General features: G+C 50.6%; 20 protein-coding genes. 8 read left to right on the forward strand and 12 right to left on the reverse strand.

The window, feature by feature from the left end; all coding sequences use genetic code 11:
- The 5 genes from TY10_RS23735 to TY10_RS23755 form a co-directional block, all read right to left on the reverse strand.
- Positions 1-582: peptidoglycan-binding domain-containing protein (locus TY10_RS23735; protein ID WP_162160678.1), on the reverse strand; the 582-nt coding region annotated here is incomplete at its 3' end.
- A 598-nt stretch (positions 583-1,180) separates the two neighbouring features.
- On the reverse strand, positions 1,181-2,206 hold the full coding sequence (locus tag TY10_RS23740; RefSeq protein ID WP_063510462.1) for a DMT family transporter: 1,026 nt from the start codon (positions 2,204-2,206) through the stop codon (positions 1,181-1,183).
- Positions 2,207-2,214: 8 nt separating this feature from the next.
- Positions 2,215-2,988: an ABC transporter permease gene (locus tag TY10_RS23745; protein ID WP_042169220.1), complete on the reverse strand. Its 774-nt coding sequence runs from the start codon at positions 2,986-2,988 to the stop codon at positions 2,215-2,217.
- A 30-nt stretch (positions 2,989-3,018) separates the two neighbouring features.
- Positions 3,019-3,789, reverse strand: a complete 771-nt coding sequence (locus TY10_RS23750) for an ABC transporter ATP-binding protein (protein ID WP_042169225.1) — start codon at positions 3,787-3,789, stop codon at positions 3,019-3,021.
- Positions 3,790-3,906: 117 nt separating this feature from the next.
- A complete protein-coding gene (locus tag TY10_RS23755; protein WP_042169228.1) occupies positions 3,907-4,812 on the reverse strand; it encodes a LysR family transcriptional regulator in 906 nt (301 codons plus the stop codon).
- A gap of 153 nt (positions 4,813-4,965) precedes the next feature.
- Between TY10_RS23755 and TY10_RS23760 the strand changes: the two genes are divergently transcribed.
- From TY10_RS23760 to TY10_RS23770, 3 genes are all read left to right on the forward strand, one after another.
- On the forward strand, positions 4,966-5,970 hold the full coding sequence (locus tag TY10_RS23760; protein ID WP_081735462.1) for an ABC transporter substrate-binding protein: 1,005 nt from the start codon (positions 4,966-4,968) through the stop codon (positions 5,968-5,970).
- A 96-nt stretch (positions 5,971-6,066) separates the two neighbouring features.
- Positions 6,067-6,555 (forward strand): DinB family protein, encoded by a 489-nt coding sequence (locus tag TY10_RS23765; protein WP_042169231.1) that lies wholly within the window; start codon positions 6,067-6,069, stop codon positions 6,553-6,555.
- A 1-nt stretch (position 6,556) separates the two neighbouring features.
- On the forward strand, positions 6,557-7,744 hold the full coding sequence (locus TY10_RS23770) for an amidohydrolase (RefSeq protein WP_042169233.1): 1,188 nt from the start codon (positions 6,557-6,559) through the stop codon (positions 7,742-7,744).
- A gap of 78 nt (positions 7,745-7,822) precedes the next feature.
- On the opposite strand, the gene TY10_RS23775 is transcribed toward TY10_RS23770, so the two are convergent.
- Positions 7,823-8,113: a hypothetical protein gene (locus TY10_RS23775; protein WP_042169236.1), complete on the reverse strand. Its 291-nt coding sequence runs from the start codon at positions 8,111-8,113 to the stop codon at positions 7,823-7,825.
- 211 nt (positions 8,114-8,324) lie between these two features.
- Between TY10_RS23775 and TY10_RS23780 the strand changes: the two genes are divergently transcribed.
- Positions 8,325-9,035 carry a glycosyltransferase gene (locus TY10_RS23780; protein WP_052350738.1) on the forward strand — a complete coding sequence of 237 codons (711 nt, stop codon included), beginning with the start codon at positions 8,325-8,327 and terminating at the stop codon, positions 9,033-9,035.
- A gap of 46 nt (positions 9,036-9,081) precedes the next feature.
- On the opposite strand, the gene TY10_RS23785 is transcribed toward TY10_RS23780, so the two are convergent.
- Positions 9,082-10,647: a DUF4153 domain-containing protein gene (locus tag TY10_RS23785; protein ID WP_052350739.1), complete on the reverse strand. Its 1,566-nt coding sequence runs from the start codon at positions 10,645-10,647 to the stop codon at positions 9,082-9,084.
- 122 nt (positions 10,648-10,769) lie between these two features.
- Between TY10_RS23785 and TY10_RS23790 the strand changes: the two genes are divergently transcribed.
- A complete protein-coding gene (locus tag TY10_RS23790) occupies positions 10,770-12,491 on the forward strand; it encodes an ABC transporter substrate-binding protein (protein ID WP_042169239.1) in 1,722 nt (573 codons plus the stop codon).
- 154 nt (positions 12,492-12,645) lie between these two features.
- The gene (gene fabI, locus TY10_RS23795; RefSeq protein WP_042169242.1) at positions 12,646-13,422 is read left to right on the forward strand and encodes an enoyl-ACP reductase FabI; all 777 of its coding nucleotides are present in this window, start codon (positions 12,646-12,648) and stop codon (positions 13,420-13,422) included.
- Positions 13,423-13,482: 60 nt separating this feature from the next.
- Here the strand turns inward: fabI and TY10_RS23800 are convergent, their stop codons facing one another.
- The 5 genes from TY10_RS23800 to rlmN form a co-directional block, all read right to left on the reverse strand.
- Entirely contained in the window at positions 13,483-14,154 is a 672-nt protein-coding gene (locus tag TY10_RS23800) for a hypothetical protein (protein ID WP_052350740.1), read from the reverse strand.
- A 130-nt stretch (positions 14,155-14,284) separates the two neighbouring features.
- Entirely contained in the window at positions 14,285-15,601 is a 1,317-nt protein-coding gene (locus TY10_RS29195; RefSeq protein ID WP_052350741.1) for a polysaccharide deacetylase family protein, read from the reverse strand.
- A gap of 43 nt (positions 15,602-15,644) precedes the next feature.
- Positions 15,645-16,382 (reverse strand): hypothetical protein, encoded by a 738-nt coding sequence (locus TY10_RS23810; protein WP_042169245.1) that lies wholly within the window; start codon positions 16,380-16,382, stop codon positions 15,645-15,647.
- Between the two features lie 275 nt (positions 16,383-16,657).
- Positions 16,658-17,491: a sugar phosphate isomerase/epimerase family protein gene (locus TY10_RS23815; RefSeq protein ID WP_042169247.1), complete on the reverse strand. Its 834-nt coding sequence runs from the start codon at positions 17,489-17,491 to the stop codon at positions 16,658-16,660.
- A 184-nt stretch (positions 17,492-17,675) separates the two neighbouring features.
- Entirely contained in the window at positions 17,676-18,746 is a 1,071-nt protein-coding gene (gene rlmN / locus TY10_RS23820; RefSeq protein WP_042169249.1) for a dual-specificity RNA methyltransferase RlmN, read from the reverse strand.
- A 245-nt stretch (positions 18,747-18,991) separates the two neighbouring features.
- On the opposite strand from rlmN, the gene TY10_RS23825 reads away from it, so the two are divergent.
- The gene (locus TY10_RS23825; protein ID WP_052350742.1) at positions 18,992-20,530 is read left to right on the forward strand and encodes a M14 family zinc carboxypeptidase; all 1,539 of its coding nucleotides are present in this window, start codon (positions 18,992-18,994) and stop codon (positions 20,528-20,530) included.
- Between the two features lie 68 nt (positions 20,531-20,598).
- Entirely contained in the window at positions 20,599-20,781 is a 183-nt protein-coding gene (locus TY10_RS23830) for a hypothetical protein (RefSeq protein WP_042169252.1), read from the forward strand.
- Positions 20,782-21,113 lie beyond the last annotated feature (332 nt).

Consider the following 21,113-nt stretch of genomic DNA (forward strand, 5'->3'; position numbering starts at 1 on the left):
AGCTCCGCCGCCTGCACCGCCACCAGCTCCGCCGCCTGCACCGCCGCCTGCACCGCCGCCTGCACCGCCACCTGCTCCGCCACCAGCTCCGCCGCCTGCACCGCCACCAGCTCCGCCGCCTGCGCCGCCACCAGCTCCCGCACCGGCTTTGCCGCCGCCTCCAGCTCCAGCTTTACCGCCGCCTTTACCTTTACCTAGCCCTTTTCCTTTGCCTGTACCTTGGCTCTTCACAGCCGAAGGGAATTTCGCTTTGCCATACGAGTAAGTAATAGCCTGGAAGGTTTTATTATCCACTGATCCGGTTACCTTAAGGCCGTGTGTTTTTTGATAATGCTTAACACCTTTTACAGTCAGAGCATCGTATTTGCCGTTAATTGGCCCGGAATAGCTGCCTACTGATTTCAGCATGCCTTGGATGACATAGACATCCGGTCCTTTAGCGCCTTTGCCTACTGCCAGTGTTGTATGCGGCATACTTACTGCTAAAGTCAACGCGAGTAACAGCGCCCCGATTACCTTGCCCATTGTCCGGCGAGGTTTTTTATTTTTCTCTCGGGAGAGAATGCTCCAATCCCATTTCATGCAAACAGACACCATCCTTCTCTGAGTTGATATTTCTTTTACAACAATGCTTACTATTTCCCATCATCCCAATTTCATTACGGATTTCTGCTTCAATTTCAAAAAATCTACTCAATACCGCCAAATACACGCAAAAAAAGCCGCCCGCAGACGGCTGCTTTACAACAAGATATTCACAATACCAGCTTAAACATTCTGCAGTTCCAGCGAACATCGCCAAACTTTGCAGTACAGTCAGCACACCACACTCTAGACAAATCAAACTTCCGGCACACTATAAACTAGTCTAATCAAGTTTCATTCACACCCTAGACGCTAATCAAGCTTCCTGCACACTATAAACTCGCATCAAAATGTAAAATTACATTTTGATTAGCCTCATATAGCCCCAAATGGCCTTCAAAATGCAAAAATACATTTGGAATCGCTCATTTTGAGCCAAATGGCTCGTTTTAGCGCAATCAAACTGCACATTTGCATTTTGAGGCGATAAATCGCCCATAAAACGGCGAACAACCTGCACTTTTACATTTTGATTCGTTGCAGCGTACGGATAACCAGACTTTTAAGGAAAAATCGGCGTCAGGTGCAATAGCGCTCAGGAAACGAACACATCCAACAAAAAAAGCTGTCGAGACTCAACTCGACAGCCAGCATTTCCACGCCTAAGGCAGCAGCTCCAACTAACTATTATAAAAGCTTTGCATTTTTTACGCGCCCTCATGTTCGCTCCAACAACCCCGCCGAGAATAAGAATAGCTCCAGCCACATGATACCAGGCTAGCACTTCCCCCAGTACAATGACGCCCGCTCCAATGGTTACAACAACGGACAAATTGACAAACACACTCATCTGCGAAGCTTGAATTCGGCTTAAGGCATAGTTAGTCAAATAAGAGGTAAGCAGCGACGACATCAATCCAAGATACAAAATTGACACGATAAAGCGCGGCTCAGCGAAGGGTTCAAAATACGCCGCCAGCGTACCTGCCGACAGATGCTGAGAAACCGCAATTGTGTTAAAAACGACGAAGCCGACGCCCATCATTAGGTACGTCATCTCTGTGACGCTATGACTCTGCGTGAGCTTCCTAGCCATCACATTATAGGCCGCAGAAGACAGAGCGGAAATCAACATCAGGCAATAGCCCGCCAGACGCCAGCCACCACCTCCGCCCTCTCCGCCTGACATGGTTACAATGAATGCGACGCCGCAAACGGACAGAAGAATAAATAGCTTTTGCCAGCCTGTCGAGCGTTCCCGGATAAAAATAGCGGCAAGCACCATCGTCAGAATCGGAATTGCCGCTTGAATGATGCCGGCTTCAGAAGAAGAAAGGTAGAACAGTCCCCATGACTGAAACATAAAAAAGCAAGAAGGATAAAATACAGCAATCGGCAGCAGGTTCAGGACACCAGCCCAAGTAAACCGAGCTCGCCCCCAGCCCGCCAGCAACAACACATTTGCTGCTGCAAAAGAGACAGTAAATCGATGCGCCAGCAAATCCATTGGACTAGCCGAGCGCAGCGCGAATTTCACGAAAACGAACGAAAAGCCGATGATGACCGAGTAGGCCAACGCGGCAACATAGGCTTTTCCCAGCGAAGATGATCCCTTAGCCATCACTCAAGCTATCCCCGGTAGCTGTCGCGCCATTGCAGCAGACGCGCTTCCAAGAGGCGGACGAGCGAGTCGGTCAGTTTGCCGACGACGGCAAAAATGACGATACCAACAAACACAACACCTGTGCGCATGTAGGAGCGAGCATCTTGGATCAAATAACCGATTCCTTGATCGGCACCCATTAATTCCGCAACGACCAGGCACAGCCACGCCGTGCTGAGCGACAGCCTCACACCGAGCAAAATATTCGGCATAGCCGCAGGCAGAACCACTTTCGTCAGCTGGTGAAAACGGCTGAATTCCAGCACCCGCGCGACGTCGAACAGCTTCGAATCGACGTTGCGGACGCCCAGAAACGCATTCACATATAGCGGGAAGAAGGCGCCCATGGCGATGAGCAATATTTTCGACAGCTCACCGAAGCCGAACCACAGGATGAACAGCGGCGTAATCGCCAGCAGCGGTACGGTCCGCAGCATCTGGATCGTCGGATCAAGCACCTGCTCCGCACGCTTGTACAGACCTGAACCAAGGCCGATCAGCAGGCCAAGTCCACCGCCTACAAAGAATCCGATCATGGCACGAAGCACGCTAATTCCGAGATGATGAGGCAGCTCCCCGGACAAAAGCATATCGTAAAAATCGCGGAATATCGAGGTTGGAGGCGGGAACAGCTGGCGGGAGACGAGTCCGTTCATTACGGCCAGCTGCCATAACACCAATACGCCAACAGGGATACAAGCGCCTAGCAGAAAGCGTTTCGTTCTTTCTTTTGCAGTCATAGAAACCGACGACCTTTCCTCATAGTGTCGTTATATCTCATAGCTGACGTCCTCAACTTCCACATGATTGAGCGCACCAAGCACCTGTGTACGAAGCTGCTGGAACGGAACGCCTACCCGGTTTCTCGGATACGGAAGATCAACAGCAATAACCGCCTTGATCCGGCCGGGACGGGCATCCATGACCACTATGCGATTGGACAGAAAGATCGCCTCGTCGATGTCATGCGTAACGAGCAGCATCGACGTCTGGTTTTGCCGCCAAATATCGAGCAGCGACTCCTGCATATGATTGCGGGTAAAAGCATCAAGCGCGCCAAAAGGCTCGTCCAGCAGCAGCACTTGAGGGCTGCGAAGAAGCGCCCGGGCAATGGCTACACGCTGCGACATGCCGCCCGAAAGCTGCTTCGGATAAGCCTTCTCAAATCCCTTCAGCCGGACGAGCTCAATCATCTCGTCGACTCTGCGGCGCACCTCGCCGTTTTTCAGCGACAGGTCCGCAGCAATATTTTTCTCCACCGTAGCCCATGGAAACAGCCGATGCTCTTGAAAAATAAAGCCCTTCTCCTTGCTTGGACCCAGCACGTCGGAGCCGTTCAGCTGTACCCGTCCCTCGTAGTCGACATCCAGTCCGGCCGCGATTTTGAGCAGTGTGCTTTTGCCGCAGCCGCTTGGGCCGATAATCGACACAAACTCCTGTTTTTTCAAGCTCAGATGGATGTCATCGAGTACATGCGTAGACGTGTCCGCCGTGCGAAACGTTTTATTCAAATGACTCATTTCCAGTGCCGTTGCAGTCATGTTAAGCCCCCCTGCCATGATGTAAAGTATCGTCCAAATGAATTTAGGGAGAATATTAGCAGACGGCCAAAACGATTGTCAATATGCCTTTTGCTGGTTGCCCTTCCGCAAGGACGCCTACTTGAAGCTGTTATATTCGCGGATCAAATAGTTCAAAAACTCCTTCTGGGCGATCGAAAAATGCTTTTTCGCCAGCCGCGCCCAGCCCAGCGAAATCGTGGACGGCTCATGGCTGACGAGCGGAATCATAACGATATCCCCGTTCAGCACAAGCGGGTCGTTCATCATCGCATACTCGATAAAAAGCCCTACGGCCGCGCCTTCCGCAATTGTCCGTTTCAGCAGCTCGATGTTGTTGGACGTGAACAAAATGTTGACCTGACCATACTTGTCCATGAAGTCGCCTAAATACCAGTTGGAAAATACGCCGTCGATGTTGACGAACGGCTGCGCCAGCAAATCCTGCGGCGTGACACTTTTGTTCATCGCCAGACTGGAGCGCCGGCCGACGCATACAACCATCCGAGATACATGCAGCGTCTTCATCTGCAGATCCTTCACGTCTTCCGGCTTATGGTTGTCGAGATAGATCAGTCCGAGATCCGTCCGGTCCTCCTTCAAGTCCTGGATGACCTCCTCAGTGCTCTTTGACGTAATCTCCAGCTTGACGTTGGGATGATCCCGCTTGAAGGCGATAATTGCCTTGGTCAGCACAGCCATAAAATTCGGACCAACCGAGAACCGAACCTCGCCCTCGGTCAATGAGCTTTTCACAAGCGACTGCTCGCGGATCTCCTCCATCCGGGCTAGAATCTCGAACACCTTCTCGATAATGATTTTGCCCCGGTCAGTCGGAACCGTACCGAGCCGCGAACGTTTGAAAATCGTAATGCCCAGCTCCTGCTCCAGCTTTGCCAGCGATTTGCTGATGCCAGCTTGGCTGACGTGAAGCTGCTCGGCGGCAATCGTAATCGATCCGGTACGTGCGATTGCAGCGATATATTCGAATTGCTCAAGGTTCATATGAACACCCCTGACACATAACTTGAAGTTATGATAATATATTTCATAGTTATTTTACTAGATTAATCGGAAATAATACAATACAGATATCCGACCGGAACGATTGGATAACAAACACACAAGCATAATGATGCAGACAAGGGGTTGTAAGCAATGCAGAACATGACAATTAAACGCTCTCCGGCATGGAAGTCCGGCTTGATCGTTCTCTCCGTAATTATCGGATTATTAGGTTTATCCGCTTGCTCCAGCAAATCGGCGGCAGATGAGAAAGTAACGGTAAATATCGCCATCAACGGCGGACTCAATCTGCTGACAATCGCCAAAAACAAAGGATTCTTCGAGGAGGCCTTTGGCAAAGTAAACGCCGAGGTCAAATGGAATGAATTCCAAAGCTCGGTACCGCTGCTCGAAGGCGTAGTCTCCAATCGCGTTGACTTCTCCTTCATCGGCGACGGCACTGTCGTAACCGGCAAAGCTGCCGACAGCCCGTTCACTGTCATTTCCGTTACTGGTGTTGAAGGCAACCAGAACAGTGTCATTGTGAAGCCGGACAGCCCTATCCAATCGATCGCTGACCTGAAAGGCAAGACGATTGCAGTAGCGAAAGGCTCCTCCGGTCATATTTTCCTCGTGAAAGCATTAGAGAAAAACGGCCTATCCGAGGATGATGTGAAGCTCGTTCAGCTTCAGCCCGATGAAGCGAATCCCGCTTTCCAATCCGGCAACGTAGACGCTTGGGCGATTTGGGACCCGTTCGTAACGATGGAAACGCAAGGCGGTCGCGCTCGCATTCTGGAGAGCGTCAAGACGATGGGCTTCATCGCTCCAGCCGTCATGATTGGCCGCGACAAGTTCTTGAAGGATCACCCGGATTTAACTGCATTGTACCTGAAAGTGTATCAGCAGACCGTTGAATGGGTTGCCGGTCATATGGACGAAGCCGTCACCATTCTGGCAACAGAGAAAAAGATGGATCCTGAGCTTGTCCGGACGTTAATCTCGAATACGCATTATATCAATGAGCCGGTATCGCCGGAGATCGAAGGCGCGATGCAATCGACAGCGGATATTCTCGAAGCGACAGGCACCGTGAAGACGAAGGTCGACATCAGCAAAGTATATGACAACTCCTTTATTACCGAAGCATTGAAATAAGGTTCTACCGTTACCAGAAGGCATCGTTATGGCTGAACCGCCTCGATGCCTTTTTTCATCCCTTATCCCAATTCCATCATTCAGGAGGCTGCTAGCATGAATACAGCAACAAGAGAGACATCCATTCAAAACTATTTGCACACGACGGACAAAATCCGGAACAAGGTTCAAGGACTGCCCGAAGAACTGCTGCTCTGGCAGCCCGGTCCCGGCAAATGGAGCATCAACGAAATCGTCGGCCATCTGCTCGACTCCAATATCGTCAATTCCTACCGGATTCGTAAAATCATCTCCGAGCCCGTAACGCCGCTCGTTACCTTTGCCCATGAAGGCTGGGTGTCGCAGCAGCAATTCAACGAAACGACCATTGCGGACATGCTGACCGCCTATGAGGCTCTGGCCATATACAACGGAAGCTTGCTGAAAAAGCTCACGGAGGAGCAATGGCTCCGTTACGGTTTGAAGGGCGAGGAGAAAATCTCGATCGCGCATATTGTCGACAGCTTTATTTGCAGTCATGTAGAGAAGCATATGGGGCAAATCGAGCGGAACATCGCGGCATGGAAACTGAGAGGAGAGCAATGACATGTTATTAGAGCAATGGCTGAAATTGGCCGAAGCCCAGCATCCGCAAGTTATTGCATGGAGACGTTATTTGCATCAGCATCCCGAGCTTAGCTTCAAAGAAGCAAGCACTGCTCTATATATAGAAGAAACACTTCGATCCTTCGGCAAGCTGACGGTCAGCCGGCCTACTCCGACCAGTGTTATGGCAAGATTGATTGGCGAACGGCCAGGCGTGGTGCTCGCTATTCGCGCTGATATCGACGCTCTGCCGATTCAAGAGGAAACCGGCCTTCCATTCTCGTCGAACACGGATGGTGTTATGCATGCCTGCGGCCACGATGGCCATACCGCCATTGCACTTGGCGTGGCCAAGCTGCTGACAGATCATCTCGCGCTGGAGGAGCTGGAAGGTGAAGTCCGGTTTATATTCCAGCATGCGGAGGAGCTGCCTCCGGGCGGTGCGGAAGATATGATTGCAGCGGGCGTTTTGGACGGCGTCGATTATGTCATTGGCGCCCATCTGCAATCGCCGGTACAAGTCGGCAAGGTTGGCGTGGTAGCTGGGCCGATGCTCGCTTCGCCAGACAATTTCACGATTACGATCAAAGGCAAAGGCGGTCATGCAGCTGAGCCGCATCGGACCGTCGATTCCATCGCGATTGGCGCACAGGTTGTAACGAATCTGCAGCATTTGGCGTCCCGCCATTTCAGTCCGGTTGATCCGCTTGTTGTCTCCGTCACCAAATTTGCCGGGGGCCAGTCGCATAACGTCATTCCCGGCAGCGTTGAGTTATGCGGGACGGTACGGTGTATTGATCCCGAGCTGCGCGAGGAAGTGCCGCGCCGCATGGAGCAAATTGTCCGCGGCATTACGGAGGCGCATGGCGCTGAATATGAGCTGCAATTTACGTATGGCTATCGTCCACTGATTAACAATAAGGAAGTGACGGCCATTGTTGCAGAATCGGCGGCGGAGGTTGTCGGCGAGGATGCGATCTATACGATAAAACCAAGTATGGCCGCCGATGATATGTCAGCTTATATCCACCGTGTGCCAGGCACTTATTTCAATATCGGCGCTGGCAATCAAGCAGCCGGCATTGTCTATCCGCATCATCATTCGCGGTTTACGATCGATGAGGATTCACTGCGTATTGGCGTAAAAGTATTTGTTTCTGCTGCTTTGAAGCTAATGAAGCTGCGGTAGACCCGATCTGCTGCATTTACGATAAAAAGAAGACCTTCCTGCGCTTAAGGCGCGAGAAAGGTCTTCTTGTTCTTCTCATTAATCGATATAGCCGGCAAGCCCTTTGTCCATGAAGTAATCCATCTCCGCGTCGAGAATGGACTCCACTTTCAATTCGTCCAGCTTCACATCAGGACGGCCTACGATGTAGTCGACAAGCTCGTCGCTGTCGATCTCCACTTCTCCGCTGGCGTTCGTTTTCGCGCCATCCATAAATTTCTGCTCATGCTTCAGTACGAGCTGAATGCTTTTCACATCCAATTTCGTCTGTTCGGCAATGTATTGAATCAGCTCTTGCTCATTCACTTGTTCGTTCGCTTGCTCTGTCATCGCATTCGCCTCCATCTTCTATCCAACATTCATTCCGCAGCCTGCCAAGCTTTGCCGCTATTCATTAAACTACTATTGTCACAGCTGCTGCGTCAACCTTTATATGGTTATTATGCCCATTTCCCGCAGTTTCGCCCCTATGCTGTCTTCACCACCGTTTTACGGCTGAATATGCTGGAGCAAAGAACAGAAGGAGGGCGTTCGCTCCGCTATGGCAAAAAGGGTCATCATCGTCGGCATTGAATTCAACAACCGCTCCACCCGAGGCGGTCCATATAAGGTTGGACTAACAGAGGCATGGATTGAATACCGGATGAATGTGTTTATGAAATATACGATGAATAGCTTGAAAAAGCAAACTAATCAGCAGTTCACTGCGCTTATTCGTTATGCATCCGTTACGGAGGAGCTCATTCAAAAAACGCTGGAGAAGCATGAGCCGCTGCCGGACAATATTCGTTTCGTGCCGGAAGAGCAATATATCGAAGCGCAAAAAGAACTGGCGGGCGACGCCAAATGGCTATATCTCGTCCGGCTTGACTGCGACGACACCTACAGCAAGACGCTGATTCAACAGCTGCATGCAGCGAAGCCCAGAGAAGGAACGCGCGCGCTCGTCAACCAGCTTGGCTACATCTATGACAGCCTTCGTCACCGGATTTCTCCGGTCAAGAAGACCTCTCCGCCCTTCTATACCTGGATCTATAAGAGCGCAGATTATTTTAATGGAAAACGATATAAAATCAAAGGCGGCCATCCCGCAGTGGTCAAGCATAAGCATGAAATATTGACCCGAAAGGGAAGGCGCAACTACCTGGTCGTTGTCCATCAGCGAAATACGCTTAATCAGCGTCTGCTGAGGCGGAAAAACTTCATTAGCAACCGCAAAAGAGTAGACGCTATTCTGCGCAAGTTCATTTAACCGAGAGCAGCCGCCTTCTCTCCAGGAGAAGGCGGCTGCTTCATGTTTAATTGGAGGAAAAATGCTGGTTCAACTGCCGCTGCGCACGCGCCTTCGCCCAATTGTAAGACTGCCAGCTGTGGTCTCTGTTCTGAAGCTCTTCCTCTCTGTGCTTCAAGCCCTTTTCCAATTCGGGATGCTTATCTGCGTATTCAATGAGCAGAGGAACGACGTCAGCCGATAGCTCATCCAAATAGGAAATGTCCGTAATCGTGGCGGTACTATTAAATCGCTCGATGTTGCGCTCTGCAATCATCCGGTCCATCCCGATATAATTGATCAGCACATAGGCAGCAATACTAATCACGATATAGAATCGGGCCAGCGGAATACGCGATATCGCAATACGCAGTCCGGCTATAAGAAGAAGAACTGCCAAGTAAATCATAAAAGCATGCACTAGAAAACGAATATAGGTATAGCCGTAGGCTTGCTCATAGAGTACTAGCCGCTTATAAGCAGATACAAGCATGACGCCTGAGCAGCTGACGAGCACATACAGCAGTACGTTATTGACCTTAGCGAGAATGACCCGGCTTCGATCGGAAAAGACAAGCGTCCCCAGCATGATGGCAAAATTAATCGAAGTCACGATCACCAGCTCGAAAAATCCGCCCCTGGCGTACTCTGCATACGTCATTCCTTCCGGCAACTGGCCGTTCAGCATGCCGAATAAATAAGAAAACTGAATGACGACAAACAAAATATAGACAGCATTTATCGCAACAAGCACAGTCGCTATAATGAGCGGATCTGCTTTAACACTAGCGGAACCAGCTTTCGCAGCGTGCAAAGGCACCGTTCCCTGCAGCTGAGCTTCCTTCCAATTAGCCGCCAGCCTCGCTCTATGCGATACACGGGGCCTAACAAATCCCCACACGTAGCCGAACAATAAAAGACTCAAAATAACGATCCACATGAACCTGCCGATGCCTTCTCCTATCGAAAAGCTCCCGAATGAATCCGGAATGGCATTCACGATTCCCTGAAAAACGCCGTCTGCGGAACCAAGCAGCGTCGTGACGATAATCAGCAGCGGTCCGGCAATCGCGAGACCGATGAGCACACTGCCCGTCGTTTTTTTATGACGGCTGTCTATTTTTGTTGCGGTCGTAGAGCGAAGCAGCGAGAATGCGGTCGCCCAATGGCCGAAGGTTTGAATGAAAAGCTGCTCCAGCGTCGCCGAAATGAGCCGGATATCCGACCAGACTCTCCCCTTATCCGGACCAAACAAGTAGACGGTATGTAGCGCAATTAGCACTGGAATCGCAATGAAATTTAATCCGTAAAAGATCGGGTTAGCGAACAGTACATAGGTCAAAGCAAGCAAAGCGACAGCCGCGAAGCAAAAGTAGTCAATACCCGTCAGCCTGCGCATGCTCCCTTTCGCATTTCCGAGCAATAAGGCATAGAAGATGCCGATAAATATCGGATAGGAAATTCCAAACGAATGCTCGAAAAATAAATACTGATGAATACACGCTGTTACCAGCGCCATCCATAACACCCGGATCGCTCCCTTCCGGTCTGCAAAAGCTTCATCCGGCTTTAGCACAGGCACTTCTTCACTCATTACAATTCCCTCCATTTATTATGCTATCTAACATCCATTGTAAATGTTAAAATAAGAAGATAAATAGAAATTACGTGAGCAATAGTTTCGTATTTTATAACCGGACAGGAGATTGAAATCGAATGAAGCTGCATGGCCATTATTTGCGACTGCATTCCCGTTACGGAGCAGAAGCCGAAGCGGAGCTTACGCTGGACGAGCTGGCAGGAGCGCTGGACTGCACGCACCGGAATGCGATGAATGTCATCCGCAGCATGGTGGAGCACGGCTGGGTTGAATGGATTTCCAGCCGCGGCAGGGGACGCCGGTCCACACTGCGCTTTATCGCTGCGCCCGAGGAAATCGCGTCGCAATCCATGCTGAAGGCAATGGAGACCAACCGTCATGCTATCGGTCGTTCGCTTGCACAATTGCAAGGGCATGTGCGTTCCGCAGCGCTGCAAGAGCATGTACAGGGCTGGCTGCTCGGCTATTTCGGCCACAGCACCGAGCTGAGAAGCAACAAGCGTATAGATACGCTTAGACTGCCGCTCCGTCAACAGCTTCAGACGGCCGACCCGCTGTCTATGAACCTGCTGGCGGAATCATTCGTAGCCAGCCACGTCTTCGACGGTCTCGTTCGCCGGGCGAACTTTGCGAGCTCTGATATTAATGACGGACATAGGGCAGAAGAGATCTTGCCGGGTGTCGCCCATGCTTGGGAGGTTGACGCCAGCCGCAAGCGGTGGACGTTCTATTTGCGCAAGGAAGTGCTGTTCCATAATGGCAAAATCATGACCGCCGATGACGTCGTCTTTACGCTGGAGCGATTGATCGGCACTTCGCGCAGGACGCTGTACAGCGTTATTTTCAAGCAGATTCAGTCTGTCCGCGCCGTCCATCCAAACGTGGTGGAAATACAATTGATCGAACCTAACGAGCTGTTCCTGCCCCTGCTCTGCACGAGCCGGGCAGCCATAGTTCCGAAAGAATTGGGACAGCTCGGCGAGCTGTTTGGTTCAAGACCGATTGGGACTGGCCCTTTCCAATTAACCGAGATGAGTGATGGCGGCTGCGTGCTGGAGGCTTTCGGCTCCTACTTCCAGGGACGGGCGCATCTGGACCGCGTCGAAATCGTTCATGTCCCATGGGGACTGTCAGAGGAAGCCGCTGAGCCCTCCTCCCCATTCCACTTGATCCATAATCCGGCGGAAGCCGGAAGCGGCGGCTGGAGTCAGATTCACTCCCGCACGACCGTACGGAAATTCGTAACCTGCAATACGCAGAAGGAAGGCGTCATGTCCGATCCGGAATTGCGTGCGAAGCTGCTGGCTTGCTTACAAGAGGATTCGTCCGTGTCGGAAGTGTCCGATGGGAATGACATTCACCATGCAAATGCTATCTCCATTGCTATCGCGACGATTGAGCCCTACCGCCATGATGCCGAGGTGCTTGCCGGGCGGCTGGAGAAGCATGGCTATAGCTGCACCGTCGCTACCGCCTCCGTTGAAGCCTTCAAGGGACCAATCCGGCTGGAATCGGATCTGATCGTCTTCTCGCTGCTGCGCGACCAGGACGAGCAGCTTCGGCAATTCGACCTGTACCAGACGATGTCATCACACATCGAGCCGCACACTCGCCTGGACATCGAGAAACGGCTGCAAGCTGTTGCCCGGCAAGCTGATTCTGAACGCAGAGCCCAGCTGTTTCAGGAAATTGAAGAACTGCTGATCCGCGAGCATCAGCTTCATATTTTATATGAACGGCCGGTTCAGACCGCTTATATGCCCTCCGTGCGCGGCGTGACCTTCAATTCGCAGGGCTGGGTCGATCTGCGCCATGTTTGGTTTCCTCCGGGGACGTAACAAGAAATGCCTGCCCGGAGGTGCGCATCGTATAAGGCGGCAACAAATTAGTACCAGGTATTATTATCTTGTGTTAAAATAGACCTAAATAGATATAGCAGCGGATGGATTCTGCATGGCTGTGAGAGAACCTACATGAAATGAGGCTGTACAAATGAGTGGAATATTGAAAGGAAAAAATATAATCGTCATGGGTGTTGCGAACGAGCGCAGCATTGCATGGGGAATTGCGAAATCGCTTCATCGCGAAGGCGCGAATTTGATTTTCACATACCGGAAAGAGCGGTCATTCCAGAAGCTGTCGCAGCTGCTGGAAGCGAACGGCATCAAACCGCTGCTATGCGTATCCTGCGACGTGTCGGATGACGCCAGCATTGAGGCAGCAGCACAAGAAATTCAAGCGGCAGTGCCTGTCATTCATGGACTGGCCCACTCCGTTGCATTTGCCGATAAAGAATATTTGCAAGGCGAATATGTCGACACGACCCGCGCAGGCTATCTGCAAGCGCAGGACATTAGCGCCTACTCCCTCGTTGCGATGGCGAAAGCCTGCAAGCCGCTTATGACTGAAGGCGGCAGCATCGTAACGCAAACCTATCTTGGTGCGGAGCGCGTCATGAAAAACTATAATGTTATGGGTGTAGCCAAAGCCGCGCTGGAAGCGAGCGTCCGCTACTTGGCCGAGGACTTGGGCAAGGCTGGTATTCGTGTCAACGCCATCTCTTCCGGCCCGATCCGGACGCTTTCTGCAAAAGGCGGAGTGGCCGGCTTCAACGAGCTGGTCACCACGATGGATGAGAAAGCGCCGCTTAGACGGAATGTCGATCAGGATGAGGTTGGCGATGCGACAATGTTCCTGCTCAGCCCATTATCCCGCGGCGTAACCGGCGAAGTACTGCATGTCGATTCGGGTTACCATATTCTTGGCTAGCTGTCAGGGCTAGATCAACTAAAAATCTCCGGACGGTTGTTTCAGCCGCCCGGAGATTTTTCATTTGAACTGATTTGGAAATTGCTTCAGAATGCCTTCGGCAAGAACATTAGCCAATTGAATGAGATGATCTTCATTCTTATCGAAGAGTTGAATCGATTTCTCCCATTCCTTCTGATGATAAGCTGCAACATCCTCGGTAAGAAGCTGCAGATGCATATGCAGCATATCCTTCAATTGGTTTTGATCCCAATTCGGGTTAAGGCTGCTTAGAAATGCTGCAATTTCATCTGCATTGGCATACCACTCTTTGTTATACTTCTGCAGATCGCTCTCATTGCCGCTTACCATCGCGCCTACGACCTTCCCGGCCGTTACAATATGCTCTGTCAGCAGCTTCGCAAGCTTATTGCCAGCTTCTTCGCCATAATATGGCTTAATCGCATTGCCAATATCCTGCTGATTGCGAAGCAGCCTCGCCAGCTGTTGATCCTTATCGGCTAAACCCTCCAAGCTGCTCACAACAAAGTTCTTCGTCCAGAGCGCGTGCTCAATCCATAGCTTCTGCAATTGCTGCACCAGAGTTACCGCCTTAGGGCTCAAGCAAGCTTTATGCTCGCGCGTATGATGGCCCTTCTCCGCGTGAGCCGCGGCAGGCATAGCTGCAACCGAAAGCAATAGCGTTGCGGACAGACCGAGTGACAGCATCATGTTCATCCAACGAAATTTCATCCATAATCCTCCTTTTTTGTAAATAAGGGAACAGATGGGTTTATTGTGAGCAAAATCCTCCTTTTCATACATGAATAACCCGGGATAAAAAAAACACCGCCGGACCAATGGCCGGCGGCGTTCTAACCTGTTATTCAAAAACAGCAAATTTCAGCTTCTTCTTTTTCAAATAGTCGATAATTTCCGGTAGAGCCTCCGCCGTGATCTTCTTCTCATGCAGAACATAAATGCCGCCGGAAGGATTCGTCTGGTGGAAGTATTTCACGATGTCCGCCGCACTTTTGACACTCCAGTCCTCCGGATCGCGGTTCCACATCAGCGTCTTCATCCCCAGCTGCTTAACCTGAGCCTTCAGCTCGTTAGAAACCGCACCATAAGGCGGGCGAAAAATCGTCGTCGGATCTCCCGTTATTTCCTCCAGCAGCTCATTGGTCCGCTTCAGCTCAATCAATGCTTTCTCGCTTTCCGCTTGCGACAAGTCGCTGTGAGACCAGGAGTGATTGCCCACTACCATCCCTTGCTCACTAGCATAAGCGGCGGCTTCTTGCTTCCGCTTCGCATTTTTCCCAATGAACAGGAAGGTTGCTGCAACATCATTCTCCTTCAAAATATCGACGATTTGCTCCGTATAAACGGAAGGACCGTCATCGAAGGTCAAAGCGACATAACCCTTTGGCAAGCTGTACTGCAATTTATCGGCCGGGAGCTGCACGACCTCATAGCTCAGCTTCTTTTCCGGTTCTGCAGGCTGGATTTTCTCTTCGTCCTGCTTAGCTGAACGCATAGATTCAACCAGCGGCTTCTCGTTCCAACCGCTCCATGAAGCGGCTTGCACGATACCAGGGCCAAAAGTCCAAGGGGCCGGACTTGGTTCAGTCAACGTTTCGTTAGAGCTTGCCGCTATAACCCGGTGGCTTAGCGGATCAGAATAATCCTCAAACAGCTCACGATTCATCGTAATGCTTGCAAGGCATAAAATAATCGTAAATACGGCCAGTCTCGCTGCAATGTAACGAAATCGCTTGCCTAACAGGCGAAAATGAACCTTTTCCGAGGACTGCTTCTGACCGGCATTAGGTGTTGTACTTACACTTGCACGATGCTCTTCTTGCACGGAGAGAGCCTCTTCACGCATAGCCGACTCCAGCTGTTTTACATAACATTTGGTACAAGTAAAAGGAAAATGAAGACTTGTATCGCGATTAACCTTTGTCAGACTGCTGTTGAACCGTTTACCGAAAGCATCCCATTTGGGATACAGCGACAGCCTGACTCGCTCGCCCGTTCGGGGAACGGCAGCGGAAAGCTGATGGAAGGTATGCTCATCGATGTCGAGTACGAACCTGTTGCGTTCTTCACTTGCCGTGACGCATAGCTCCATTCGATAATGATCCGGCTCCTGTCGCAGAGATAAGAGCTCGATCATTCGGATTTTATTCGTCTCCATGGTGTATGGACTTCCTCCTGCCGCGTCTCATGTTGATTCTCCTTTAATTGTCTCCGCTGCTGTCCACGGCCGAATTCGCCTGATTCGCGAACGGCATCGACATGCGATTAGTGAAGTCCTGAATCATGTTCGCCAAATAAGCTTTCTCCTGGCGGGTCGTCTCGTATTTCTGGCGAAGATGGTTGCCCTCCGCTTCAAGCCGGCTAATGCGCTCCTCCAGCTCATTAATTCGCTTATTCCGCTCCGCCTGCGTTTCATTATGCTTCTGCATCAAGCTGCTGTACTTTTGCTGCTCCAGATCGATGACCGCCTTCAACTCCTCGGTCTCACCGGACATTTGCGTCTGCAGCTCGCGGTAATCCTCCATTACCTGATCGACCTTCAAGTTTTTCTCGATCAGCTTGTTCTCCAGCTCCAAAATGTTCTTCTCGCGCTCCTCAATGACTTTATTGAGATTCTTAACGTCGCGGTTCAACCGGTCTACATGGTTGTTGGCATGGTTCAGACGATCCTGAAGCTCATGGATGTTCCGATCCGAATGCTGTCTAGCCTGGATTATTTGTTCGACCGAGAATATCAGGTCCAACGATTTTTTATCCAAATTGGCTTTACTGGAACTGCTCATGACCGCAAATAGCTCTGCAGCCGATTCCGTTTGCTCGACCTCATCTGTGCCCGGCTCGATACTCTGCAAACCCGGATCACTTACAGAGGTTGCCCTTGCCTCTTGATCCGGCGCGCTCGCCGCTGAATCCTTTTTCTTAAAAAAAGGAGAAATCATCGCTTCTATTCACCCCGTTAGAAAAATGTCAGAATATGTCGAACTTTTATACTACTATTATAGAATAATTATCCATACTCGAAGTGAGACTTTGTATCTATATCTATCAATTCTATCTAAAGTCCTATGTCTATTCGGTTATTGCTGGTGAATTCGAGCATTTGCAACGGTACTGTGGACACAAAAATAAAAAGATGAGGCTAACCGTTGAACGGATGCCTCATCTTCTTTGCATGTATATACAACCGGCTGTATGCAAGCCTAAGCCCTCTATGTTATTGCGCCAGACAGCGCTCTACAACCGCTCTTACCCGCTGCACACCTTCCCACATATCACCTGGTCCGTCATAAACCAGAGCTATAGGTCCTTTGTACTGGATATCGGCCAATATTCGTAAATTCCTTCCAAATTCAACTTCCTCCGGTATTCCGTCCGCATTGAATTCCGGTTTGGCGTGTACATTCTCACAAATCGGCAGCAGCGCTGCCAGCTCCTCGTGACGGATTGACCGCTCGAAATTGCCGAAATCGCCGATCATTCCGATTTCTCCCGCACCTTTGTCCGCCAGCGCCAGGCAATTCGCAGCCGTTAAGGTTAGCGGCTTGAAGTTTTCCGTAATGACGCGAACGTTCCGCTCTTTGGCATAGGCCGCCAGCTCCAGCAATTTCTTGCCGGCACGTTCCAGTGCCGCCGCATCCGTAGATGGCGATTCCCCAGCCACAATACGGATACGCTCTGCTCCCGCCTGCGATGCAATATCGATCCATTCCTTGGCGAGCTTCATATCAGCACTGCTTCGCACTTCATCGGCAGATGAAATATCGCCGTAATCGAGCAGCAGGGTGTGAAATGCAATCTTGCTTTGTTCAAACGCCTGTCTTAATTGCAGCAAATAGCCGGCATCCGTGCGCGGGAAGTTGAAATGGCAAATATCAACCGCTCCAAAACCCTTCTCTGCCAGCATCCCCGGCAGCTCCAGAAGTGTCGTCAGCTCCGGCTGCGGATCAATGTGAATGCCGTGCGTTTGTGCTGCTGCATCCCAATACGTCCAGCGAAGCGGACCGAGATGGCGATGAAGACTCCATGTATTCATAGATAGATAGGACATGACCTATGCTCCTCTTTTTTTCCGAATGGTGTGGAATGCGAGTGGATTCTCGGTTAGTTTTCATCATTGTAGTCATTCATTTTTGTCCCGTCAATCGACTTGCCAAACCCGCATAAAAAGACGGCAAAACCGATGTGAAATCGGATCTGCCGCCTCGCTTGGCAACCTATTTTATTGACAGACGTTAACCTGCACTCTTCTTCAATTGCTTGCTTCGCAGCTGGCCGCAAGCCGCATCGATATCCGTGCCATGCTCCAGTCTGACGCTGACGCTGATACCGTTCTTTTTCATCACATCGTAGAACGCCTTAATCGATTCCTGCTCGCTCCGCTGATATTGACTGTGCTCATCAACCGGATTGTACGGGATAAGATTCACATTCACAAGCGATTTGCGATCGCCTTCGCTGATCAACTCTACCAGCTCCAGCGCTTGTTCCCGGCCGTCATTGACATCCTTGAGCAAAATGTACTCCAGCGTAATCCGCCGGCGCGTCTTCTCCAGATAATAATCAATCGCCGGCATCAGCTTCTCGAGCGGATATGCCCGGTTTATGACCATGATTCGCGACCGCAGCTCGTTATTTGGCGCATGCAAGGATACCGCCAGATTCACTCCTGTGTTCATATCCGTGAAAGCATAGATTTTATCAGCCAGACCACTCGTAGAGACGGTGATATGTCTAGCCCCGATCGCCAGCCCCTTATGATCCTTAACGACGGTCAAGAAATTGATCATATTCGTCATATTGTCGAATGGTTCTCCGATGCCCATAACAACGATGTGGCTGACCCTGTCTCCTTCACCCGCTTGATCGAGATGCAGCTGCGCCTTCATGATCTGCTCTACAATCTCACCAGCCGACAAGTCACGGCTTTTCTTCAATAGGCCGCTCGCGCAGAAGCTGCAGCCGATGTTGCAGCCGACCTGCGTCGTCACGCATACCGACAACCCAAACTTATGGCGCATCAGTACCGTTTCGATCAGATTGCCATCCTGCAGCTTGAACAGAAACTTGATCGTGCCGTCGACCGATTCCTGCTTCACATGCTCTTCCATTGTTCGGAGCACAAAATGCTCTTCCAGCAGCGCCAGACAATCAGCATTGACGTCGGTCATCGCCGCAAAGTCCGTCACGCGCTTGCGGTACAGCCAATCCCATACTTGCGTCGCACGAAACTTACGGTGTCCGCGCTCCTCCAGCCACCCGGTAAGCTGCTCTAATGTTAATCCATATAGGGATGATTTACTCATGAATAATCCTCTTTTCATCTGTTGCCAATCTGCTACTGCCTATTGTCCCAAAAATGGTTGCCGAATACAAGTAGGCGAAGCCTCTGATCCGCATTACCTATTACTGCTAGTATTTGGCCCTCTATTTCTAATTCTTTAGATTCACTACTATTTTCACAAAAAAGATATGTAAAACAAGGAATTTGTTGGTTGATGTCGAATTGAGTTAGTTCAAAACTAGACATCACTTGGGGGAGAACAAATTCGTGTTAATCAGGCACCATCGTTCTAAACTGCTGTCGCTGCTAGTCACAACTGTACTCATTTGTTCCTTGTTTGGCTCCGCAACACCCGTACATGCTGCTGGTATCGTGAACCAGAGCCAAATCTACACGTACGAAACGATGATAAGAGATATGAATGCATTAGCTGAACGTTATCCGGATCTTATCAGGCTGTCTTCCATCGGGGAAAGTGAATATAACCGGAAGCTCTGGCGAATGGATGTCGGCAAGGGTCCGGCTATTATTTTGCTAAACGGTTCTCATCATGCTAGAGAGTGGATGACTACCGTCCTAATTATGTCTATGGTTGAGAATTTTGCCTCTTCCTACGCAAATAACGATACCTACAATAAAATCGCTGTTCGAGACTTGCTGGACCGCGTCACCTTTGTCATTATCCCGATGGTCAACCCTGACGGGGTTACGCTTCAACAGAAAGGAATTTCAGCCTTTCCTTCATCGGTGCACGAGAGCTTGATCCGCATGAATAAAGGAAGCCGGGATTTCAAACGGTGGAAAGCCAACGGCAAAGGCGTCGATCTGAATCGTCAGTATCCTGCGGGATGGGAATCGATTCGAAATACGGCGTCGTCCAACAGTTATATGAATTATAAAGGCCAGAAGCCGCTGCAGGCGAAGGAAGCAGCCGCTATGGCTAAGCTTGCCCGCGAGATTCGTCCGGAGCTTGCGATGTCCTATCACTCATCGGGCGAAATTATTTTTTGGAACTATCGGACAAAATCTGAAAATCTGGCTCGTGATCGCGCTCTAGCCTCTCAATATGCTTCCATGACGGGCTATTCGCTGGTTGCACCCAGCTCCAATCCTTCAGGCGGCGGCTTTACCGATTGGTTTATTTCCGAATTTGGACGCCCCGCTATGACACCTGAGATCGGGCGCGCTGTAGGAGACACGCATGTGCCTCTGTCGGAATGGTCCCGCATCTGGAAGCAGCATCGCGATACGGGATGGATGCTCGCTATCGAGGGCTATGAGCTTTGGCTGGGCAAGCAGGACGTCAAGCCGGGCAGCGGTGACTTCTATCTTCTGTCCTCCGAGACGAGCTACCAATGGCCAAGTCCCGACTCAAAAACGACGGGCTCACTGAAAGCTGGTACGTACAAGCTGACCCGGACGAAAGGCGACTGGTTGGAGGTCGCATCAGGAAGCTCCCGCGTATGGATTAGCGGCCGCAATGCGCTGCTGGGTGTGACCAAAGCTCCAGAAGGACTGAAGGTCACATTAACGAAAGATACAGGCATCTACACGACCCCGCTTCAGCCGAAAGCGACTGCACTATCCTATGCAGGCCAGAAATTAATGATCCGATTGGTCTGGAAGGACTGGTACCAGATACAGACTTCCAAAGGGTTGTTCTGGGTGAAGGTTAAGCAGGTCTCCATCGTGAAGGAGGAAGAGACTCCGATTGTTGAAGAACCGGAGGTTCCTGCCGAAGAAGTACCGCAGGAGGAAGTTCTTCCTTCTCCAGAACCTGTAGTGCAAGACACCGTTGCAGCGTAATGAATAATAGCCGTGCCGCCTTCCCCATAATAGAGGGTACACTTTATGGGGAATGGAGGAGCAGGTATATGTTGGATAATCTCGAAAGCGACTATGACTGTGCGAATGCGGGCGATGACCTGCATGCTCTAAAGCGTGAGCTGGCCGAGCTTCGCGGCAGCGGCGCCGAAGATCCGGAATCGCAAATGGCGATCAACCGGCTGGAAAATCAGCTATTGTTCATCATGAACAGATGCGATATTAATCATTGAGTTATTATGAAGAGAAATAAACCGACGCCGGTGTATGTGACCGGCGTCTGTTTGTTTTAAGGCTCTGCAGTCCTGCAGCTCTGCTGTTCGTGTATACTCCGCACCTATGCCACCGGACTTCACAATCGACCCGGCGTGCTCTAGTATAAATAATTTCGTTATTCCCTGCTGGTTTTTTCTTTAATTTTCGGCTATCCCGCCGGATTTGAGCTGATTCGCCCAGATAAGGTAACTTTTTTCTCTAGTAAGAAATCAATTTCCGCCCTTATGTACTTTCTTACGTTACTACCTCAGAAATCCATGTTTGAGTCAATATTAAGGAAATTTCTTAC

Origin of the sequence: Paenibacillus gorillae (assembly GCF_000513275.1) — a bacterium.
In the GTDB taxonomy this organism is placed as follows: domain Bacteria; phylum Bacillota; class Bacilli; order Paenibacillales; family Paenibacillaceae; genus Pristimantibacillus; species Pristimantibacillus gorillae.